The organism is Caballeronia sp. S22 (assembly GCF_964261745.1).
GTDB classification, from domain to species: domain Bacteria; phylum Pseudomonadota; class Gammaproteobacteria; order Burkholderiales; family Burkholderiaceae; genus Caballeronia; species Caballeronia jiangsuensis.
Map to the genome: position 1 here is coordinate 2,386,326 of NZ_OZ180035.1, position 17,575 is coordinate 2,403,900.

At 65.1% G+C, this 17,575-nt stretch carries 15 protein-coding genes; 7 read left to right on the forward strand and 8 right to left on the reverse strand.

The window, feature by feature from the left end; genetic code table 11:
* Window positions 1–50 precede the first annotated feature (50 nt).
* The 7 genes from xdhA to ACEN42_RS11320 all read left to right on the forward strand — a co-directional run bounded on the left by xdhA (window position 51) and on the right by ACEN42_RS11320 (window position 9,333).
* Complete coding sequence (xdhA, locus tag ACEN42_RS11290; protein WP_371879962.1) at window positions 51–1,559, forward strand: xanthine dehydrogenase small subunit; 1,509 nt, start codon at window positions 51–53, stop codon at window positions 1,557–1,559.
* Window positions 1,556–3,907 carry a xanthine dehydrogenase molybdopterin binding subunit gene (xdhB, locus tag ACEN42_RS11295; protein ID WP_371879963.1) on the forward strand — a complete coding sequence of 784 codons (2,352 nt, stop codon included), beginning with the start codon at window positions 1,556–1,558 and terminating at the stop codon, window positions 3,905–3,907. The genes xdhA and xdhB overlap by 4 nt, the downstream gene beginning before the upstream one ends.
* A gap of 41 nt (window positions 3,908–3,948) precedes the next feature.
* Window positions 3,949–4,965 (forward strand): xanthine dehydrogenase accessory protein XdhC, encoded by a 1,017-nt coding sequence (gene xdhC, locus ACEN42_RS11300; protein ID WP_238210094.1) that lies wholly within the window; start codon window positions 3,949–3,951, stop codon window positions 4,963–4,965.
* A gap of 40 nt (window positions 4,966–5,005) precedes the next feature.
* Window positions 5,006–6,028: an adenosine deaminase gene (locus ACEN42_RS11305; protein ID WP_309879853.1), complete on the forward strand. Its 1,023-nt coding sequence runs from the start codon at window positions 5,006–5,008 to the stop codon at window positions 6,026–6,028.
* A 5-nt stretch (window positions 6,029–6,033) separates the two neighbouring features.
* A complete protein-coding gene (locus ACEN42_RS11310; RefSeq protein ID WP_187607214.1) occupies window positions 6,034–7,407 on the forward strand; it encodes an NCS2 family permease in 1,374 nt (457 codons plus the stop codon).
* 24 nt (window positions 7,408–7,431) lie between these two features.
* Window positions 7,432–8,760 (forward strand): guanine deaminase, encoded by a 1,329-nt coding sequence (guaD, locus tag ACEN42_RS11315; RefSeq protein WP_371879964.1) that lies wholly within the window; start codon window positions 7,432–7,434, stop codon window positions 8,758–8,760.
* A 135-nt stretch (window positions 8,761–8,895) separates the two neighbouring features.
* The gene (locus tag ACEN42_RS11320) at window positions 8,896–9,333 is read left to right on the forward strand and encodes a hypothetical protein (RefSeq protein ID WP_371879965.1); all 438 of its coding nucleotides are present in this window, start codon (window positions 8,896–8,898) and stop codon (window positions 9,331–9,333) included.
* Here the strand turns inward: ACEN42_RS11320 and ACEN42_RS11325 are convergent, their stop codons facing one another.
* The 8 genes from ACEN42_RS11325 to ACEN42_RS11360 form a co-directional block, all read right to left on the reverse strand.
* Window positions 9,334–10,398 carry a 2-aminoethylphosphonate aminotransferase gene (locus ACEN42_RS11325; protein WP_371879966.1) on the reverse strand — a complete coding sequence of 355 codons (1,065 nt, stop codon included), beginning with the start codon at window positions 10,396–10,398 and terminating at the stop codon, window positions 9,334–9,336. It abuts the gene before it with no gap.
* The gene (gene aepY / locus ACEN42_RS11330) at window positions 10,398–11,555 is read right to left on the reverse strand and encodes a phosphonopyruvate decarboxylase (protein WP_371879967.1); all 1,158 of its coding nucleotides are present in this window, start codon (window positions 11,553–11,555) and stop codon (window positions 10,398–10,400) included. The genes ACEN42_RS11325 and aepY overlap by 1 nt, the downstream gene beginning before the upstream one ends.
* On the reverse strand, window positions 11,548–13,245 hold the full coding sequence (gene aepX / locus ACEN42_RS11335; RefSeq protein WP_371879968.1) for a phosphoenolpyruvate mutase: 1,698 nt from the start codon (window positions 13,243–13,245) through the stop codon (window positions 11,548–11,550). The genes aepY and aepX overlap by 8 nt, the downstream gene beginning before the upstream one ends.
* Window positions 13,242–14,018, reverse strand: coding sequence for an NTP transferase domain-containing protein (locus ACEN42_RS11340; RefSeq protein WP_371879969.1), 777 nt, complete (start codon window positions 14,016–14,018; stop codon window positions 13,242–13,244). Before ACEN42_RS11340 ends, aepX begins: the two co-directional genes overlap by 4 nt.
* A gap of 23 nt (window positions 14,019–14,041) precedes the next feature.
* Entirely contained in the window at window positions 14,042–15,058 is a 1,017-nt protein-coding gene (locus tag ACEN42_RS11345; RefSeq protein WP_238210082.1) for a flippase-like domain-containing protein, read from the reverse strand.
* A complete protein-coding gene (locus ACEN42_RS11350; RefSeq protein WP_371879970.1) occupies window positions 15,055–15,867 on the reverse strand; it encodes a 2OG-Fe(II) oxygenase in 813 nt (270 codons plus the stop codon). The genes ACEN42_RS11345 and ACEN42_RS11350 overlap by 4 nt, the downstream gene beginning before the upstream one ends.
* Window positions 15,864–16,562 (reverse strand): CDP-alcohol phosphatidyltransferase family protein, encoded by a 699-nt coding sequence (locus ACEN42_RS11355; protein WP_238210080.1) that lies wholly within the window; start codon window positions 16,560–16,562, stop codon window positions 15,864–15,866. The genes ACEN42_RS11350 and ACEN42_RS11355 overlap by 4 nt, the downstream gene beginning before the upstream one ends.
* 208 nt (window positions 16,563–16,770) lie before the next feature.
* Window positions 16,771–17,487, reverse strand: a complete 717-nt coding sequence (locus ACEN42_RS11360) for a DUF4136 domain-containing protein (RefSeq protein WP_371881113.1) — start codon at window positions 17,485–17,487, stop codon at window positions 16,771–16,773.
* Between the last annotated feature and the right edge of the window lie 88 nt (window positions 17,488–17,575).

Here is a 17,575-nt window from a genome sequence, read left to right on the forward strand (position 1 = left end):
CGATCGGAAACCGCGTAACGCGCGCCCGGTCCGCAATGTCTTCCTGAATCATGACAACGCAAACCATCCGCTTCCTTCAACGCGGCGCCGTGCGCGAGATCGGCGACGCGCCCGCCACGCGCACGGTGCTTCAGCATCTGCGCGAGGACGCGCTTTGCACCGGCACGAAGGAAGGCTGCGCCGAAGGCGATTGCGGCGCATGCACCGTCGTGATCGGCGAAGTCGACGCTTCCGGCGCGCTCGCGCTCAAAGCCGTCAACGCGTGCATCCAGTTTCTGCCCACGCTCGATTCCCGCGCCCTTTTCACCGTCGAAGATCTGCGCGGCGCGGATGGCGCGCTGCATCCGGTGCAGCAGGCGCTCGTCGACTGTCACGGCTCGCAATGCGGGTTTTGCACGCCGGGCTTCGTGATGTCGCTGTGGGCGCTCTATCACCAGCATCCTCGCGATGCAGGCCCGCCGTCGCGCGATGAAATCGCCACCGCGCTCTCGGGCAACCTGTGCCGCTGCACGGGTTATCGGCCGATCGTCGATGCCGCGCAGCGCATGTTCGAGTATCCCCGTTCGCCGCTCGATGCCGACGCCATCACGCAACAGTTGACCGCGCTGAAGCGCGCGCAGACCTTCGAATACCGCGCGTCCGATTCTTCCGGCCCGCACACGTTCCACGCGCCCGTCACGCGCGCCGAATTCGCCCGATTGCGCGCCGCGCATCCGAACGCGCGCCTGCTCGCGGGCAGCACCGATGTCGGCCTGTGGGTCACGAAGCAGTTTCGCGATCTCGGCGATGTGCTGTATATCGGCAACGTCGACGAGCTGAAGACGATCGAACGCGACGCGCAAACGCTGACGATCGGCGCGGCAGTCTCGCTCGAAGATGCGTATGCCGCGCTCGCCGCCGACTATCCCGAACTGGCCGAACTGTGGACGCGCTTCGCGTCGCGCCCGATCCGCAACGCGGGCACGCTCGGCGGCAATGTGGCGAACGGCTCGCCGATCGGCGATTCGATGCCGGCGCTCATCGCGCTGAATGCGGAACTCGTGCTGCAGAAGGCCGATAACACCCGCACGATGCGCCTCGACGCGTTCTATCTCGGCTATCAGAAGACCGCGCTCGATGCCGGCGAATTCGTCGCGGCGATACGCGTGCCGCGTCCGGTCGCAGCGCTGCGCTTTCGCACGTACAAGGTGTCGAAGCGTTACGACCAGGACATTTCGGCGGTGTGCGCGGCGTTCGCGATCAGGCTCGACGAAAGCCATCGCGTGACGGATGCGCGCATCGCGTTCGGCGGCATGGCGGCGACGCCCAAGCGCGCGGCGCAAGCCGAAGCCGCGCTCATCGGCCACGAATGGAACGAAGCGACGGCACGCAACGCGATGGCCGCGCTCGACGCCGATTTCCAGCCGCTCACCGACATGCGCGCATCGAGCGCCTATCGCGCGAAAGTCGCGCGCAACGTGCTTTGGCGGTTCTATCTGGAAACGCGCCCGGACGCTCCGCTCGCGCTTGCCGAGGTGAACGCCTTCGCGTACGGCGCGCATGTGGAGGAAGCGCCATGAACCGACTCACCGAACCGATGGTCCTCGACGCCGCCGGGGCCGCGCTGCCGCACGAATCGGCGGCGCTGCACGTGAGCGGCGAAGCGATCTATACCGACGACATCCCCGAGTCGCGCGGCACGCTGCACGCGGCGCTCGGTCTGTCGAGGCACGCGCATGCGCGCATCGTGTCGCTCGATCTGGATGCGGTGCGCGCCGCGCCCGGCGTCGTCGCGGTGCTGACGGCCGCGGATATTCCCGGCGAGAACAATTGCGGTCCGGTGCTGCACGACGATCCGATTCTCGCCACCGATGAAGTGCAGTACCTCGGTCAGCCGGTATTCGCCGTCATCGCCGAGAGTCACGATCTGGCGCGCCGCGCCGCCGCGCTCGCAAAAAGCGAGGATGTGGTGCGCTACGAGCCTCTCGAAGCCGTGCTCACGCCGCGCGAAGCGAAGGCGCGAAACCAGTTCGTGCTGCCGCCGCTGCATCTGCGCCGCGGCGACCCGGACGGACGCATCGCGGCGGCGAAACATCGGCTCGTAGGCGAGTTCGAAGTGGGCGGCCAGGAGCAGTTCTATCTCGAAGGACAGGTCGCCTACGCGCTGCCGAAAGAGCAGGACGGCATGCTCGTCCATAGCTCGACGCAGCATCCGAGCGAGATGCAGCAGGTCGTCGCGCACATGCTTGGCTGGCCGACCCACGCCGTGCTCTGCGAATGCCGGCGCATGGGCGGCGGCTTCGGCGGCAAGGAATCGCAGTCGGCGCTGTTCGCGTGCGTGGCGTCGCTCGCGGCGCATCTGCTGAAGCGTCCCGTGAAGCTGCGCGCCGATCGCGACGACGACTTCATGATCACCGGCAAGCGTCACGACGCGGTCTACGAATACGAATGCGGCTTCGATGACGACGGCCGCATCGCCGGCGCGCGCGTCGAGATCGCGTTGCGGGCGGGCTATTCGGCGGATCTGTCGGGCGCGGTCGCCACGCGCGCCGTGTGCCATTTCGACAACGCGTACTACCTGAGCGATGTCGACATCCGCGCGCTGTGCTGCAAGACCAACACGCAGTCGAACACCGCGTTTCGCGGCTTCGGCGGCCCGCAAGGCGCGCTCGTGATGGAAGTGATGCTCGACGAGATCGCGCATCGGCTGAAACGCGATCCGCTCGACGTGCGGCGCGCGAACTATTACGGCATCGGCGATCGCGATGTGACGCCTTACGGTCAGCCGGTCGAGGACAACGTGATCGCGGCATTGACCGACGAACTCGTCGCGTCGAGCGAGTATCAGACGCGCCGCGCCGACATCGCCGCGTTCAACGCGAAAGGCGGCGTGCTCCGGCGCGGCATCGCGTTCACGCCGGTCAAGTTCGGCATTTCGTTCAACGTGCCGTTCCTGAACCAGGCGGGCGCGCTCGTGCACGTGTACAAGGACGGCTCCGTGCTCGTCAATCACGGCGGCACGGAAATGGGTCAGGGGCTGAACACGAAAGTCGCGCAGGTCGTCGCGAGCGTGCTCGGCATCGGCTTGCAGCGCGTGCGCGTCACGGCGACCGATACATCGAAGGTCGCGAATACATCGGCGACGGCGGCATCGACGGGCAGCGACCTGAACGGCAAGGCCGCCGAAGCCGCGGCGCTCACGATCCGCGCGCGTCTCGCCGAACTCGTCGTGAAGCAGCTCGGCGGCAACGCAGCCGATGTGCGTTTTCATGGCGGCGTCGTGGACGTGAACGGCGGGCAGATGCCGTTCGATCAGCTCGTCGCGGCCGCGTATCTCGCGCGCGTGCAGTTGTGGTCGGACGGTTTCTATTCGACGCCGAAGGTCCATTGGGACGCGAAGACACTGCAAGGCCATCCGTTTTACTACTTCGCGTACGGCGCGGCGGTGTCGGAAGTCGTCGTCGATACGCTCACCGGCGAGTGGAAGCTCCTGCGCGCCGATCTGCTGCACGACGCGGGGCGCTCGATCAATCCGGCGATCGACATCGGCCAGGTGGAAGGCGGCTACATCCAGGGCATGGGCTGGCTCACGACCGAAGAACTGTGGTGGAACCGCGACGGCCGCCTGATGACGCACGCGCCGTCGACCTACAAGATTCCGGCCGTCAGCGACGCGCCCGCGATCTTCAACGTCGCCCTGTTTCGCAACGCCGGCAACGACAACGCCGAGCCGACCGTTTTCCGCTCGAAAGCGGTCGGCGAGCCGCCGCTGCTGCTGTCGTTTTCGGTGCTGCTGGCGATTCGCGCGGCGATCGCATCCGTCGCGCCCGATTCGACCGATGCGCCGAAACTGCGCGCGCCGGCGACGCCCGAGGCAATTCTTGACGCGCTGACTGTCGGGGCCGAAGAAGCCGCCCCGGTAAACTAGCGCCTGCGACGACGCACAACGACATTTTTGGAGCTCACTCGATGCAAGTTTGGCTGAACGACCTGCAACACCTGCTCGCGCACGGCGACGCCGTCGTGCTCGTGACGGTCGCGCGTGTCGAAGGCTCCGCGCCGCGCGAGCCGGGCACGAAGATGATCGTCACGCGCGAGGAAGCGCGCTATACGATCGGCGGCGGCCATCTGGAATGGAAGGCCATCGAGACCGCACGACAAGTGCTGAAGGACGGCATGCGCAGCCCGCGCATGCGGCGGCTGGAGCGTTTCGCTCTGGGCCCAAGCCTCGGCCAGTGCTGCGGCGGCGCGGTCGTGCTCGCGTTCGAGCGGCTCGACGTGGCCGATCTGAACTGGGTGACGACGCTGTCGAAACGCACCGCGCAGGGGTTGTCGACCGTGCGCAGCGTCTCGTTCGCGCCGATGCCCGACGCCGTCATGCTCTCCGATCCCGAACCGGGCGCAACCGACGCCGACTGCCTCCTGTGGGACGGCGCCGGTTTCGACGAGAGCGGCGCGCTGCTCACCGAAACCATCGCGCCACGCGACTTTCAGGTCGTGCTGTTCGGCGCGGGTCATGTGGGCGCGGCGCTCGTGCGCGTGCTCGCGACGCTGCCCTGCCACGTCACCTGGGTCGACGAGCGCGACGCCGCGTTTCCGGCGCCGCAGTTCGTGCCGGAGAACGTGACGATCGAGCCGAACGATGCGCCCGACGAAGCCGTGGACCGCGCGCCGCCCCACACGTACTACATCGTGATGACGCACAACCACACGGTGGATCTCGCGCTGGCGGAATGCATCCTGAGACGCGGCGACTTTGCGTTCTTCGGCATGATCGGCTCGTTCACGAAGAAGAAGCAGTTCGAGCACCGGCTCGCGGCGCGCGGCATCGACCCGGCGCTCATCGCGCGGATGGTGTGTCCGATCGGCATCGACGGCATCGTCGACAAGGCGCCCGAAGTGATCGCCGTTGCAGCGGCAGCCCAACTGCTGCAGGCGGTCGAAGCCAACGCTTCGAGCCACGCGTCGTCGCAACAGACCGCCTGACCCACAGGCGCAACCGTAGCCCCAACACAACCAAGCCCACATGAATCCCACACTCGCCGACAAGATTGCGCGCGCGCCAAAAGCCGAGCTGCATATCCATATCGAAGGGTCGCTCGAACCGGAGCTGATTTTCGCGCTCGCAAAACGCAACAACGTGAAGCTCGCCTACGACTCGATCGATGCGTTGCGCGCCGCTTACGCGTTCACCGACCTGCAATCGTTCCTCGACATCTACTACGCGGGCGCGAGCGTGCTGCTCACCGAGCAGGACTTCTACGACATGACGATGGCCTACGTCGAGCGCGCGCTCGCGGACCACGTCGCGCACACGGAAATCTTCTTCGATCCGCAGACGCATACGGAACGCGGCGTAGCGATCGAAACGGTCGTCGCGGGAATCGATGCCGCGCTCGCCGAAGGTGAGAAGCGCGGTCTTTCGAGCAGGCTGATTCTCTGTTTCCTGCGCCATCTTTCCGAAGAAGACGCGCTCGCGACGTACGAAAGCGCGTTGCCTCTGTTCGACAAATACGCGCATCGGCTGATCGGTGTCGGGCTGGATTCGTCGGAGCGCGGCCATCCGCCGTCTAAGTTTGAGCGCGTATTCGCGAAGGCGCGCGAGCGCGGTCTGAAGCTCGTCGCGCATGCGGGCGAGGAAGGCCCGCCGTCGTATGTGTATGAAGCGCTCGATCTGCTGAAGGTGGATCGCGTCGATCACGGCGTGCGCAGCATCGAGGACGCGGCGCTCGTCGCGCGTCTCGCGGATGCGCGCATCGCGCTGACCGTGTGCCCGCTCTCGAACCTCAAGCTCTGCGTGTTCGACGACATGACCAAGCACACGCTGAAAGACCTGCTCGATCAGGGCGTCGCAGTGATGATCAACTCCGACGATCCCGCGTACTTCGGCGGCTACGTCAACGCGAACTACTTCGCGATCGTCGATGCGCTGAAGCTCACGGATCACGAGGTCTACACGCTGCTTAAGAACAGCCTGGAAGCCTCGTTCGTCACCGAAGAAGAACGCGACGCAATGGTCGCGCGCCTGGATCAGCACTGGAAGCAGTAAAGCGCATGGAAACCACAGCAACAACACCACAACAGGACTCGACCGCGCTCGAACGCTTCTTCGGCATTCGCGCGGCGGGCTCGCGCACGAAGACGGAGATCGTCGCGGGCATCACGACGTTCCTCACGGCGATGTACATCATCGTCGTCAATCCGGGCATCCTGTCGCAGGCGGGCGTGCCGTTCCCGGCCGCGCTGACGGCGACCGTCATCGTCAGCTTTCTCGGCAGTTGCGCGATGGGCCTGTACGCGCGCAATCCGGTGCTCGTCGCGCCGGGCATGGGCATGAACGCGCTCTTCGCGTTCGTGATGGTTCACGGCGGCAAGATGCCGTGGCAGACCGCGCTCGGCTGCGTGTTCTGGTCCGGCGTGATCTTCGCGGTGCTCGCGGCGTTCAACGCGCGCAAGCTCGTCGTCGATGCGATTCCCGCGAATCTGCGGCACGCGGTGTCGTGCGGCATCGGCTTGTTCATCAGCCTGATCGGCCTCGTGAACGCGAAGTTCGTCGTCGGCGATCCGGTGACGATCGTGCATTCGGCGTCGTTGAATCCCGTCGTCATCACGTTCCTGATCGGCCTCGCCGTCACGACGATCCTCGTCGCGCGCAAGGTCACCGGCGCGCTGATGCTCGGCATCGTGTTCACGACGATCATCGCGATTCCGATCGGCCGCTTCTGGGGCGACGGCACCGCGTACTGGCCCGCCGCGATCGCCACCAAGACGCTCGTGAACTGGAACGGCCTCGTCTCCGCGCCGGACTTTTCGGCGGTCGGACAGCTCGACCTCGTCGGCTCGCTGAAGGTCATCTACTGGCCGTTCATCTTCGTGATGCTGTTCACGTCGTTCTTCGACGCGCTCTCCACGTTCATGGCGATTTCCGAAGCCGGCAAGCTCTATGACAAGGACGGCAATCCGCGCAACATCCGCCAGTCGATGATGGTCGATTCCTTCTCCGCGCTCATCTCCGCGCCGCTCGGCACGAGCCCGGCGAACGCGTATATCGAATCCGCGGCGGGCATTTCGGCGGGCGGGCGCACGGGACTCGTCGCCGTGGTCGCGGGCCTGTGCTTCCTGCCCTTCCTGTTTCTTTCGCCGCTTCTTTCGCTCGTTCCGGCGATCGCGACCGCGCCCGCGCTCGTGCTCGTCGGCGTGTTCATGATGGAAGCGATCACGCAGATCGAATGGCATCGCTTCGATGAGGCCATTCCCGCGTTCCTCGCGATGATCCTGATCCCGCTGACCTACTCGATCACCGATGGCGTCGCGTACGGCTTCCTCGCGTTCGTCGTGCTGAAATCGGCGACGGGGCGCGCGAAGGAAATCAAGCCGGCGATGTGGATCATCGCTGCCTTCTCACTCGTGCTGCTTTCACAGCTTTAAACCCAGAAACGGAGACGTTGCATCATGACTCAAACCGCCTACCGCGCCCAGTTGCTGACCTTCCGGGAAGATCCCGCGCATGCCGCTGACGGCGCGGTCTACGAGGCCGATGGCCTTCTGCTCGTCGAGGACGGCAAGGTGGTCGCGGCAGGCGCGTATGCGTCGCTGCGCGACAAGATAGCCGCCGACGCGACCGTCCACACCATGCGCGACAAGCTGATCGTGCCGGGTTTCATCGACTCGCACATTCACTATCCGCAGACGGACATGATCGCGTCGCCCGCGCCGGGCCTGCTGCCGTGGCTCAACACGTACACGTTCCCGACCGAGCGCGGCTTCGAGAATCCGGCGGTGGCGCGCGAAACGGCGAGCTTTTTCATCGACGAACTGCTCGCCTGCGGCACGACGACGGCGTTCGTGTACTGCACGGTGCACAAGCAATCCGCCGATGCGTTCTTCACCGAAAGCGAGGCGCGCAATCTGCGCATGGTCGCGGGCAAGGTGCTGATGGACCGCAACTGCCCCGAGTTTCTGCGCGACACGGCGCAATCCGGCTACGACGACAGCGCGGAACTCATCGCGCGCTGGCACGGCCGCGGACGTCAGCATTACGCGCTAACGCCCCGTTTCGCGCCGACATCGACGGAAGCGCAGCTCGAAGCGTGCGGCGCGCTCGCGCAAAAGTATCAGGACGTGTTCATCCAGAGTCACGTCGCGGAGAACACGGACGAGATCAAGTGGGTCGAGAGCCTCTTTCCGGGGCATCGCAGCTATCTCGACATTTACGATCACTACGGCCTGCTGCGTCGGCGCGCGGTGTACGGCCACTGCATTTATCTCGATGAGCGCGACCGCGAGCGCATGGCGGAAACCGGCGCGGTGGCATCGCACTGCCCGACTTCGAATCTGTTCCTCGGCAGCGGCCTGTTCGACTTCGAGAAGGCGGGCGAGTCGAACATGCCCGTGGCGCTCGCGACGGACGTCGGCGGCGGCACGTCGTTCTCCATGCTTCAGACGATGAACGAGGCGCACAAGATCGCGCGCCTGACCGGGCATCATCTGACCGCGACGCGCATGTTCTGGCTCGCCACCACGGGCGCCGCGCAGGTGCTCGAACTCGACGACAAGATCGGCACGCTTGCCGCCGGCAGCGAAGCGGACTTCGTCGTGCTCGATCCGAACGCGACACCGCTGCTCGCGCGCCGCACTTCGCGCACGGAATCGCTGGAGGAACTGCTGTTCGCGTTCGCGCTGCTCGGCGACGATCGCGCGGTGTTCGAAACGTACGCGGCCGGCAAACGCGTGCATTCGCGCGACAAGCGCAACACGGCGAGGCTGGAACTGGCGGCCTGAAGCGCCGTAGACGATTCATCCGACAAGCGGCCCGCGGGCCGCTTTTTTGTTGGCGCGGCCACGCGCCCCGCGACGATTCGTGCAGATTCCTTGCAATCTCGCTAAAGTGCAAGCTGTCCTGAACATCGCGTCAACATGAAGCACGTCGTCCGAACCTATCGAATCGCCCTGGCCGTGACGCTCGCGTCACTCGGCGCGCTCGCGCATGCGAAACCGATCGATGCGCAACTCGATTGCAAATCGACCGCGCATGATTTCGTCGCGCCGTTGCAGCAGGACGGATTGCTCGAAACGAAGCCGATGCGCGTGGAGCCGAACTCCGTCAACGCGTTCAAGCCGGTGAAAGGCGCGACGCTGACGGCTTACGGCTTCAAGGTTTATGTGGTCGTCGCGTACCAGAAGGATGACCCGATCTTCAAACTCGGCAAGGGCGAGCCGATCGCGGATTCCGCTTACGGCGTGGTCGTGTGGGGCGGCGATAAGGAGGTCGAACAGCAGGTGCGCGCGGCGGGCAGCGACGCGGATGTGCACCACGTCGCGCCCTTCATTACGGCGATTTTTTGCAAGCAGTGATCAGCGCAGCAACGCCACGAACGACGAAATCAACCGGTCCATATCGTTCGCATCGAGCGCGCCCATCGTCGAAATGCGGAACAGCTCCTTCGACAACCCGCCCTGCCCAGCGTAGATCACGAAGCCCTTCGCCTTGAGCGCGTCGTGCAGCGTTTCATACGTGACGCCCGCAGGCAGCCGATACGCCCGCAACACCACCGACGACTCCTCGGGCGACAACGCGCTCTCAATGCCAAGCGCAGCCAGCCCCGCGCGCACCTGCTCCGCGAGCTTCGCGTAACGCGCGTGACGCGCGCGCCAGCCGCCCTCCTCTTCGAACTCGCGCAACGCTTCGACGAGCGCGTAATACGCGTGAACGGACGGCGTGAACGGCGTGTTGCGCTCGTCCTGCAACTTCGCGAGTCGCGCGATGCCGAGGTAGTAATTGCGGCTCGCCGCCTTCGCCAGCGCATCGCGGCGCGCGATGACGAACGCCGCGCCCGGCACGCCGTGCAGGCATTTGTTCGCGGTCGCGGCGATCGCGGCGATGCCGCCGCCGTCGAAATCGATCGCCTCGGCGCCGAAGCTGCTCACCGCATCGAGCAGCAGGCCGATGCCGCGCTCCTTGCACGCGCGGGACAACTGATCGATCGCGTTCAGACGGCCCGTCGTCGTTTCGTGATGGATGATCGCGACGTTCGTGAACGGCTTGCTGTCGAGCAGCGCGATGATCGCGTCGATGTCCGGCGCCTGCATCCACTCGTATTTGGCGACTTCGTACTCGATGCCATATTGCTTCGCGATCTGCGCGATGCGATCGCCATACACGCCGTTCTCCACGACGAGCAGGCGCCCGCCTTCGGGCACGAGACCGGCGATCATGCTTTCGACCGCGGCGGTGCCCGAACCCGTCATCAGCACGGCGCTCCACACGGCCGGATCGAGTTCGTAAGCGGCGACGAGACGCTCGCGCGCCTCATCCTGCAAATCGAAAAACTCCGGCTCGCGATGGCACAAGTCGGTTTGCAGCAGGCTCTTGCGCACGCGTTCGCTCAGCGTGACAGGACCCGGATTGAGCAGCAGCATCAACGGTCTCCAATGTGTTGTTGCAAACGTGCGCGCACGTCCTCGGGCGTGATCTTCGGGCGCGGCAGGTCGCCCGGCGTGCCGGTCCTGATCGACAGGCGCGCGAAACGTGCGCCGTTCACGTCTTTCGCGTCGAAGAGACGATCGATTACGCCGATATCGTCGCCGTCGAGCGCGAGCGCGTAGCCGCACGCCGACGCGATCGACGCGAAATCGACTGCCCGCGACACCGTCGCCTGGCCGCCCGTCGATTCGTGCGCGCCGTTATCGAGCAGCAAGTGAATCAGGTTCGACGGTCCGTACGCGCCGAGCGTCGCGAAAACGCCCATGCGCATGAGCGCCGCGCCGTCGCCGTCGAGCGCGACCACCCGCAGGTCGGGACGCGAGAGCGCCAGGCCGAGCGCCATCGGCGTCACGCAACCCATCGAGCCGACGAGATAGAGCTGGTTCTCGCGGTCGTCGATCGCGTAAAGCTCACGGCCGCAGAAACCGGTCGACGCGAGCACGACAGTCGTGTCCTTCGGCGTGTTGGCGATGACTTTTTGCAGCGCGTCGTGACGCGTCACGCGCTCGCCTTCGAAGCGCTCAACGGTCGCGGGATGCGCATTGGCGCGCACGCCCGACAGCCCCGTCTTCTTCAACTCGTAAGGCGCGACGCTGCCCTTCTGCATGACGAGCGCATACGGACGGCCGGTGCTGTCCATGTACTCCGTCGCGCGATCGAGCGCCGGGCCGATCTCGTCGGCTTCCGTCGGGAACAGCTCCCACGGAATCTCCATCGTTTCCAGCATCTGCGGCGTGATCGGACCCATCAGCGCGTGCTGCGGCTCGTCGTGAACGCCCGGCTGGCCGCGCCAGGTGACGATCAGCAATTGCGGCAGACGGAACGTCCATGTCAGCGACGTCAGCGGACTCACCGCGTTGCCGAGACCGGAGTTCTGCATCATCGCGATGCCGCGGCGCTTGCGACCCGCGCCGAGTTCGACTCCAGCGATCAGCGCGACCGCATCGCCTTCGTTCGCCGCCGACACGTAATGCAGCGATTCGTCCTGCAACACGTAATTGATGAATGGCGTGAGAAACGAGCAAGGCACGCCCGCGTACCAGTCGAAGCCACGCTCGCGCGCAGCCTCGACGAACTCGGCGGCCTCAATCACGCGCGTTCTCCGTCCCTTCGGAACCGATGGGCGTCTGACCGTGCGCGAAATCGCCCGCGCGACGGAAATCGTCGAGATCGTTCACGCCGCGCCAGTGGCCGTGCACATACTGCACTTCGATTTTCTGACCCGCGGCGATCAGCGCGTTGAGCAGCGCAGCCATGTCGAGCTTGTCGAAATCGGCGCGCTGTTGCAGCGTGCCGAGCGTCGCGAGCAGGCGTTCGCGCGCACCGGCGCGCACCTTGATGAGGCCCATCCAGCGGCCTTGCGGCGCGCGTCCTTCCGTCAGCGCCTGGCCCGCGCCGACCACGCTGTCGAGCCACACTTTCTGGCCGAACAGCGCACGGTCGTCGGCGGTCGAGCAGTACGCGAAATCGGTCGCCGCAGCGCCCGCCTCCGGTGCCTGCGACGAATCGACGACCACGCAGAAGTCGCTGTCCGACTCGGTCAGATCGCGCAGGATGTAGCTGCGGAACAGCAAGTCGCCGTAGGAAATGACGGTATCGCCGTTCATGTGCCCGACCGCGCACGCGAGAGATGCCAACTCGCCCGTGGTGTCGTGCCGCTCGTTGACGACGAGGCGAATGCCGCCCTTCTCGATCGCATCGGCGCGATAACCGCCGACCACGGTGATGTCGTTGATGCTTTCCTTCTTGAACGCCTCGACGAGGTGACGCAAAAGCGGCTTGCCCGCGACCGGCAGCATCACCTTGGGACGCGCTTCGGTCAGCGCTTCGAGGCCCGCGCCACGGCTCGCCGCCAGCACGATCGCGCTGCGCTTCTCGTTGGCCGCGCTCAGATAGATGTTTTCGGCAGCCGAGTACTCGTCTGCGTCCTGCAGACGGAAGATTTCATTCACCGACGCGATGCGGTCTTCCACGTTCACGAGCGTCTCGCTGTCGTGGATTTCCTTCGCGATGGCCTGCATCGCGGACACGGCGCCGCGAATCAGATGGTTCGCCCAGATCACGCAGCTGATGCCGGCCTGACGGAACGCGTCGGTCGGCGTGCTGTAGTACTTCGTCGGCACGATGACGAGCGGACCGCGGCCGGCCCACTCGCGCGCGAACGTCAGAATCTCGTCGGGCTTCGACAGTTTGCTGTGGATCAGGATCGCGTCCGCGCCTGCCTGGCGATAGGCCTCGGCGCGCTTGAGCGCTTCTTCCATGCCCCAGCCGGCGATCAGCGCTTCCACGCGCGCGACGATCGAAAAGTTCGGATCGCTCTGCGAATCCTTGCCCGCCTTGATCTTGCCGCAGAACTCGTCGATGTCGGCGAGCGGCTGCGCTTCGCCGTTGATGAAGCTGTTGGTCTTCGGAAACTGCTTGTCCTCGATGCACACGCCCGCGATGCCGCGCTGCTCCAGCTTCTTCACGAGACGGCGCACGTTGTTGAAGTTGCCGTAGCCGGTGTCGCCGTCGAGCAGGATCGGCAGATCGCTCGCGTCGGCCATGAATTCGAGGTTGTCGACGACCTGCGTCCAGCTCGCCTCGTTGTTGTCGCGCACGCCGAATTGCGCGGAGATCGACAGGCCCGAGCCCCAGATCGCCTTGAAGCCAGCTTCCCGCGCGATGCGCGCCGAAATGCCGTTGTGAGCTTCCATCAGGAATTCGAGGCGATTGCTTTGCAGCATCTCGCGCAGGCGCATGGTGCGCGAGTAACCGACGGGAATGTTTTCGGGTGCGTTCATTGTTGGGATGCTCCTGCAAACTGACGCAGCGCGTTCAATTGCGGCAGCACTTCATCGGCCGCGCGCTTCACGTCGTTCTGAAAATCGATTTCGATCCACGGTGCGCCGGTCACATCGGCGATGTCGAACACGTGGGACTTTTCCAGCAACAGGTCGCGCACCGCTTCTTCATGCGGCATCTTCGCGCGGCCCGTCGCCACGTAATCGGCGCAGATGTCGGCGAGGCGCGTGGCCGTCGCATGATCGAAACGGAAGAAGCCCACCGATTCACCGATGGTGTCGTAATTGAGACCCGCCGCAACCTGCTTGCGCAGTTCGACCGGCACGCCGTTCTCGACGCACAGCTTCACCGGTTCGTCGCCAGCTTCGAAATCGCGGTCGATCAACAGGCGATTCACCGAACCGCCCGCGACGAGCGGCTCGAAGATGCGTTCGTCGTACAGCACGTCGGCGTCCATCAGAAGGACATCGCCGCCGCGCGTCATCGCGTCGCGCGCGGTATGCACGGACAGCACGCTGCCGAGCGTGAATGCTTCGTTGACGACGATTTCGGTCTTCGGCTTCCAGTCGATGGAGGCCAGCTCGGCTTCGATCTGCTCGCTCTTGAAGCCGGTCACGAAGACGACTTCATCGACATTCGCCGACTTCAAAAAGTGCAGATGACGCTCCAACAGCGAAGCATCGCCAAAGCGAAGCAGACATTTCGGCTTTTGTTGGCCTTCGGGCTGAACGAGGCGCAAGCCCATCCCGGCCGCAAGAATAATTGCGCGCATGCTTGTGTTCCCTTCTGGGTGGGTCAGTCGATATCCGGCACGCGCGCGAGACGGCGGCGCTGCCAGCCTTTTTCAACGAAATGCAGATAGACGATGCCCGGCACGCCGAGCAGCAGTTCACGCGCGCGCTTGGCGAGCGACAGCGCGAGCGCCGCCTCGGGCGGCAAGCCGACCAGACGCGCGAGCAGTAGATAGCCGCCTTCCTGCACGCCGAGCGAGCCGGGAATGGCAAAGGCCGCGCCGCGGATCGCCTGGCCGAGACTTTCGAGCAGCAGCGCTTCCGCCCAGCCGACCGGATGACCGAGCAGATGCAGTGCGAGCCACACTTCGCCCGTGCCGACGATCCAGCCGACGAGACTCAGGCCGAAGCTCGACGCCACCTTGCCGCGCTCGCGATACATCTCGTGCACGGCGGCATCGACGGCTTCGGCGCGCGTGACGAGCGACGACCAGTCGCGCTTGGCCGAGAATTTCGCGGCGATGCCCGACGCGAAGCGCATCGCGCGGCCGAAGAGACCGCGCCGCTGCGCGAGATAGAAACCGAAGATCATGAGGCCGATCACGCCGATCACCGCCAGCACGGCGATCGTCACCGTCGACGACGAGCCGCCCGACGCGTAACCCGTCAGCAGCACGACGCCGATCAGCGCGAAGAGCAGTTGCGCGACGGTTTGCATCGTCGTGCTCACCGTGATGACAGCAGCCGCGTCGCGCGCGCGCATGCCGCGTTGCGCGAGATAGCGGACCATCAGCATCGGACCGCCGATCTGGCCCGCGGGCATCAGGCTGTTCACCGATTCGCCGGCCCAGCGCGCGAGCAACGCGTCGAGCAGGGACACGTCGCGCTGACGGTCGGCGAAAAGCACGCTGATCGCGCCGGCATCGATGACGAGCGGCACGAAGTGAAACGCCGCGACCGCGAGCAGACCCCAGCCCGCCGCGGCCAGCGTCGATGCGACCGATCCGAAGCCTTGCCAGCCGAGCAGCGCGACGAACAGCACCACGCCGACCGACAGCAGGAATGTGCCCGCGCGGCTCATGCCAGTCCGTTCTTGCCGCCCTTGCGGCGAAAGACCTGCCTGAACCCGAAATACGCGATCGAGTCCTTCATGTTCGAAATGAAGCGCTGGAACGGACGCATGTTGGGGTTCGTCACGTACTCGAACGTGAGCGACACGCGCATTTCGTTCTCGCCGAGCGGCGTCACGCGATGGCGCAGCTTGTCGCCATCGAAGAACACGAACGCGCCAGGCGGATATTGCACCGAGCCCGGCTGATCCGGAATGCCGGGCGTCTTCGTGTGCAGTTCGTAGTCGAGCTTGCAGGAGGAATCGTCGATCACGCCGAGCAGGAGCGTGTAGCGGCGGCCGTCGTAGTATGAGGTGTCGTAATGCCAGCCGATATGGTCGCCCGGACGCGTGTAGAAATAGAGCGCGTAGGCGTGCGGATCGTCTTGCGGCGAGAGTTGCAGCTTGTCGCCGGTGATCGACTCCAGCCACTTGATGAGCGCGTCCGAACGATACAGATCGGCGATGAACGGCGCGAGCTTGTCGAGCGTATGGCGGCTGACGCTGCCGCCCGCCTTGTGACCCGGCAGATAGTTGCGGTTCACCGACGGCATCACGTCATGCACGGCCGCGATCAGCCGCTCGGTGAAATCGCGCGGCAGGAAATCTTCGATGTAGAGAAACGAGCCTTGCTGACCGTATTCGTCGCGCAGCTTCGGCGTGGGCAGCGTGGCAAGCCGCGCGTTCATGGTCGAATCGATATCGCGCCTCGACGGGCGGCTCACCGCCGCCGCATGCGCGGGTTGCGTCAGCGTGTTGTCCGGAGTTGCCGTATCGCTCATCTCACCGCCTGGAAATCGTTGCCGTCTTTTGCAGGGGACGCCTGCGCGCGGCGTTTCAACTGCGAACTCACGCGCTGATAGTCCACCGCCACATAGATGGCGAAGAGCGGCGCGCCGATCGCCGCCGCGATCAGAAACGGCGTCATGCCGTTCAGAAGCGTCACGACCGGCAGCAGATACAGCACGTCTTCCGTTTCGAATCCGGCCATCGACGCCTGCTTCGTGCCGGACTTGCCGACCATCGATTCGATACGCATGCGCAGAAAGAAGATCAGCGCGACCGCCACGCCCGCGATGCCGCCGAGCCATTGCGCGGGCAGGAGCATCGACGGGTGATGCACGGCGACGTAAAACCCGATGCCGAGAAAGAGCAGCACGGTCACGAGCGCGTCGCACGCGAGGTCATAGAGATGGCCGATCTTGCTCGACTGTCCGCTGATGCGGGCGAGCTCGCCGTCGGTATGATCGACGAGGTTCGACAGCGCGATCAGCAGCGCGCCGAGCGTGCACATCCAGAACTGACCGAGCGACAAATAATACGCCCCGGCCAGACCGATGGCGAGGCGCAGCGTGGTCAGATGGTTGGGCGTTACCGGCGTGCCGACGAGCGGCGTGACGAGGCGGCGTGCGAGCCGCGCATCCCATGTGGTGGGCTCGGGAACGGCTTCAGGACGGGGCGGACACGATTTTGTCATCCCGGAAATATATCGCTAATTCGCCGAAGCTGCATATATTGCGGCCCGTCGTCGCGTCGATAATTCCCTGTTTAGTCAAGGCCAGCGGGCGTTTTTTAAACTTTCGCTGGAGCCGTGAACGGAATCAGGCCCGGCACGCCACGGCAATAATTTCCGACACGATTTCACGACGATGCGACGGCGCGCGGCCGTCGCATCCGTCCCGCGATCAATCGACGGTTTTGGCCGCGGGCGCGGGCGCCACGCCGCCGGTCGAACCGGCCGCCGCCGTTTCGTTGGAGATGCCGCCGTTCTTGTCGACGGGCAGCGTCACCGTGCGCACCGTGCCGTTGCCGAGCGGGAAATCCGCGAGCGCGCTGCGCACGAGGTAAGGCATCGCCTGATAGAGCGACGCGTCGCCGGTCGAGTTGACTGCCGTCACCTTGTAGGTCTCGCGACCGGTCTTGCGGTCGTTCATGCGAATCTGCAGCGCGTGGATATAGACGGGATAGCTCTGGTCGACGTAGCCCGTCGCCCCCCACGGACCGTACGGTCCCCAGCCGCCCCACGGTCCGCCCCAGTACGGACCCGCGCCCCACGGACCGTACATCGGCCACGGATCGTAGTAGACCGGCTGACGCACGGTCACCGTGTCGCCGCGAATCGAATAAGCGAGCGCGATCTGATAATTCGCGCTCGCCTCGGGGACCTGCCGGAAGTTGTATTTCGATAGCTCGTTCGCGACGAGCGTCTCGTAGGTCGTCTGCTCGATGCTGTTCTGCTGCTCGCCCTTGCGCGCGAACGCATATGTGCGCGTCGTGTCGCTGCCGCTCCAGTCCGAGAACGCGGTGACCTGCGTCTGGACATAGGTGGTGCAGCCCGTGAGCCACATCGCCGCCAGGATCAGCGCGGCCCATCTGGCGAGCGCCTTGATCGGGAAATTCATGGTCATCCTCACTTCGTTGAGCACCCTTCTCAGTTATAGACAGCACCGCCGTGGCCCGCACGGCGGCGTCCTGTTCTGTGGGTTCCAC

What these genes read in the sequence shown, in the direction of transcription:
- ACEN42_RS11360 (WP_371881113.1), bottom strand. Translation starts at nt 17,487, where the DNA reads ATGAATTTCCCGATCAAGGCGCTCGCCAGATGGGCCGCGCTGATCCTG.
- ACEN42_RS11355 (WP_238210080.1), bottom strand. Translation starts at nt 16,562, where the DNA reads ATGACAAAATCGTGTCCGCCCCGTCCTGAAGCCGTTCCCGAGCCCACC.
- aepX (WP_371879968.1), bottom strand. Translation starts at nt 13,245, where the DNA reads ATGAACGCACCCGAAAACATTCCCGTCGGTTACTCGCGCACCATGCGC.
- guaD (WP_371879964.1), top strand. Translation starts at nt 7,432, where the DNA reads ATGACTCAAACCGCCTACCGCGCCCAGTTGCTGACCTTCCGGGAAGAT.
- xdhC (WP_238210094.1), top strand. Translation starts at nt 3,949, where the DNA reads ATGCAAGTTTGGCTGAACGACCTGCAACACCTGCTCGCGCACGGCGAC.
- ACEN42_RS11340 (WP_371879969.1), bottom strand. Translation starts at nt 14,018, where the DNA reads ATGCGCGCAATTATTCTTGCGGCCGGGATGGGCTTGCGCCTCGTTCAG.
- ACEN42_RS11350 (WP_371879970.1), bottom strand. Translation starts at nt 15,867, where the DNA reads ATGAGCGATACGGCAACTCCGGACAACACGCTGACGCAACCCGCGCAT.
- ACEN42_RS11345 (WP_238210082.1), bottom strand. Translation starts at nt 15,058, where the DNA reads ATGAGCCGCGCGGGCACATTCCTGCTGTCGGTCGGCGTGGTGCTGTTC.
- ACEN42_RS11310 (WP_187607214.1), top strand. Translation starts at nt 6,034, where the DNA reads ATGGAAACCACAGCAACAACACCACAACAGGACTCGACCGCGCTCGAA.
- ACEN42_RS11320 (WP_371879965.1), top strand. Translation starts at nt 8,896, where the DNA reads ATGAAGCACGTCGTCCGAACCTATCGAATCGCCCTGGCCGTGACGCTC.
- ACEN42_RS11325 (WP_371879966.1), bottom strand. Translation starts at nt 10,398, where the DNA reads ATGCTGCTGCTCAATCCGGGTCCTGTCACGCTGAGCGAACGCGTGCGC.
- ACEN42_RS11305 (WP_309879853.1), top strand. Translation starts at nt 5,006, where the DNA reads ATGAATCCCACACTCGCCGACAAGATTGCGCGCGCGCCAAAAGCCGAG.
- xdhA (WP_371879962.1), top strand. Translation starts at nt 51, where the DNA reads ATGACAACGCAAACCATCCGCTTCCTTCAACGCGGCGCCGTGCGCGAG.
- xdhB (WP_371879963.1), top strand. Translation starts at nt 1,556, where the DNA reads ATGAACCGACTCACCGAACCGATGGTCCTCGACGCCGCCGGGGCCGCG.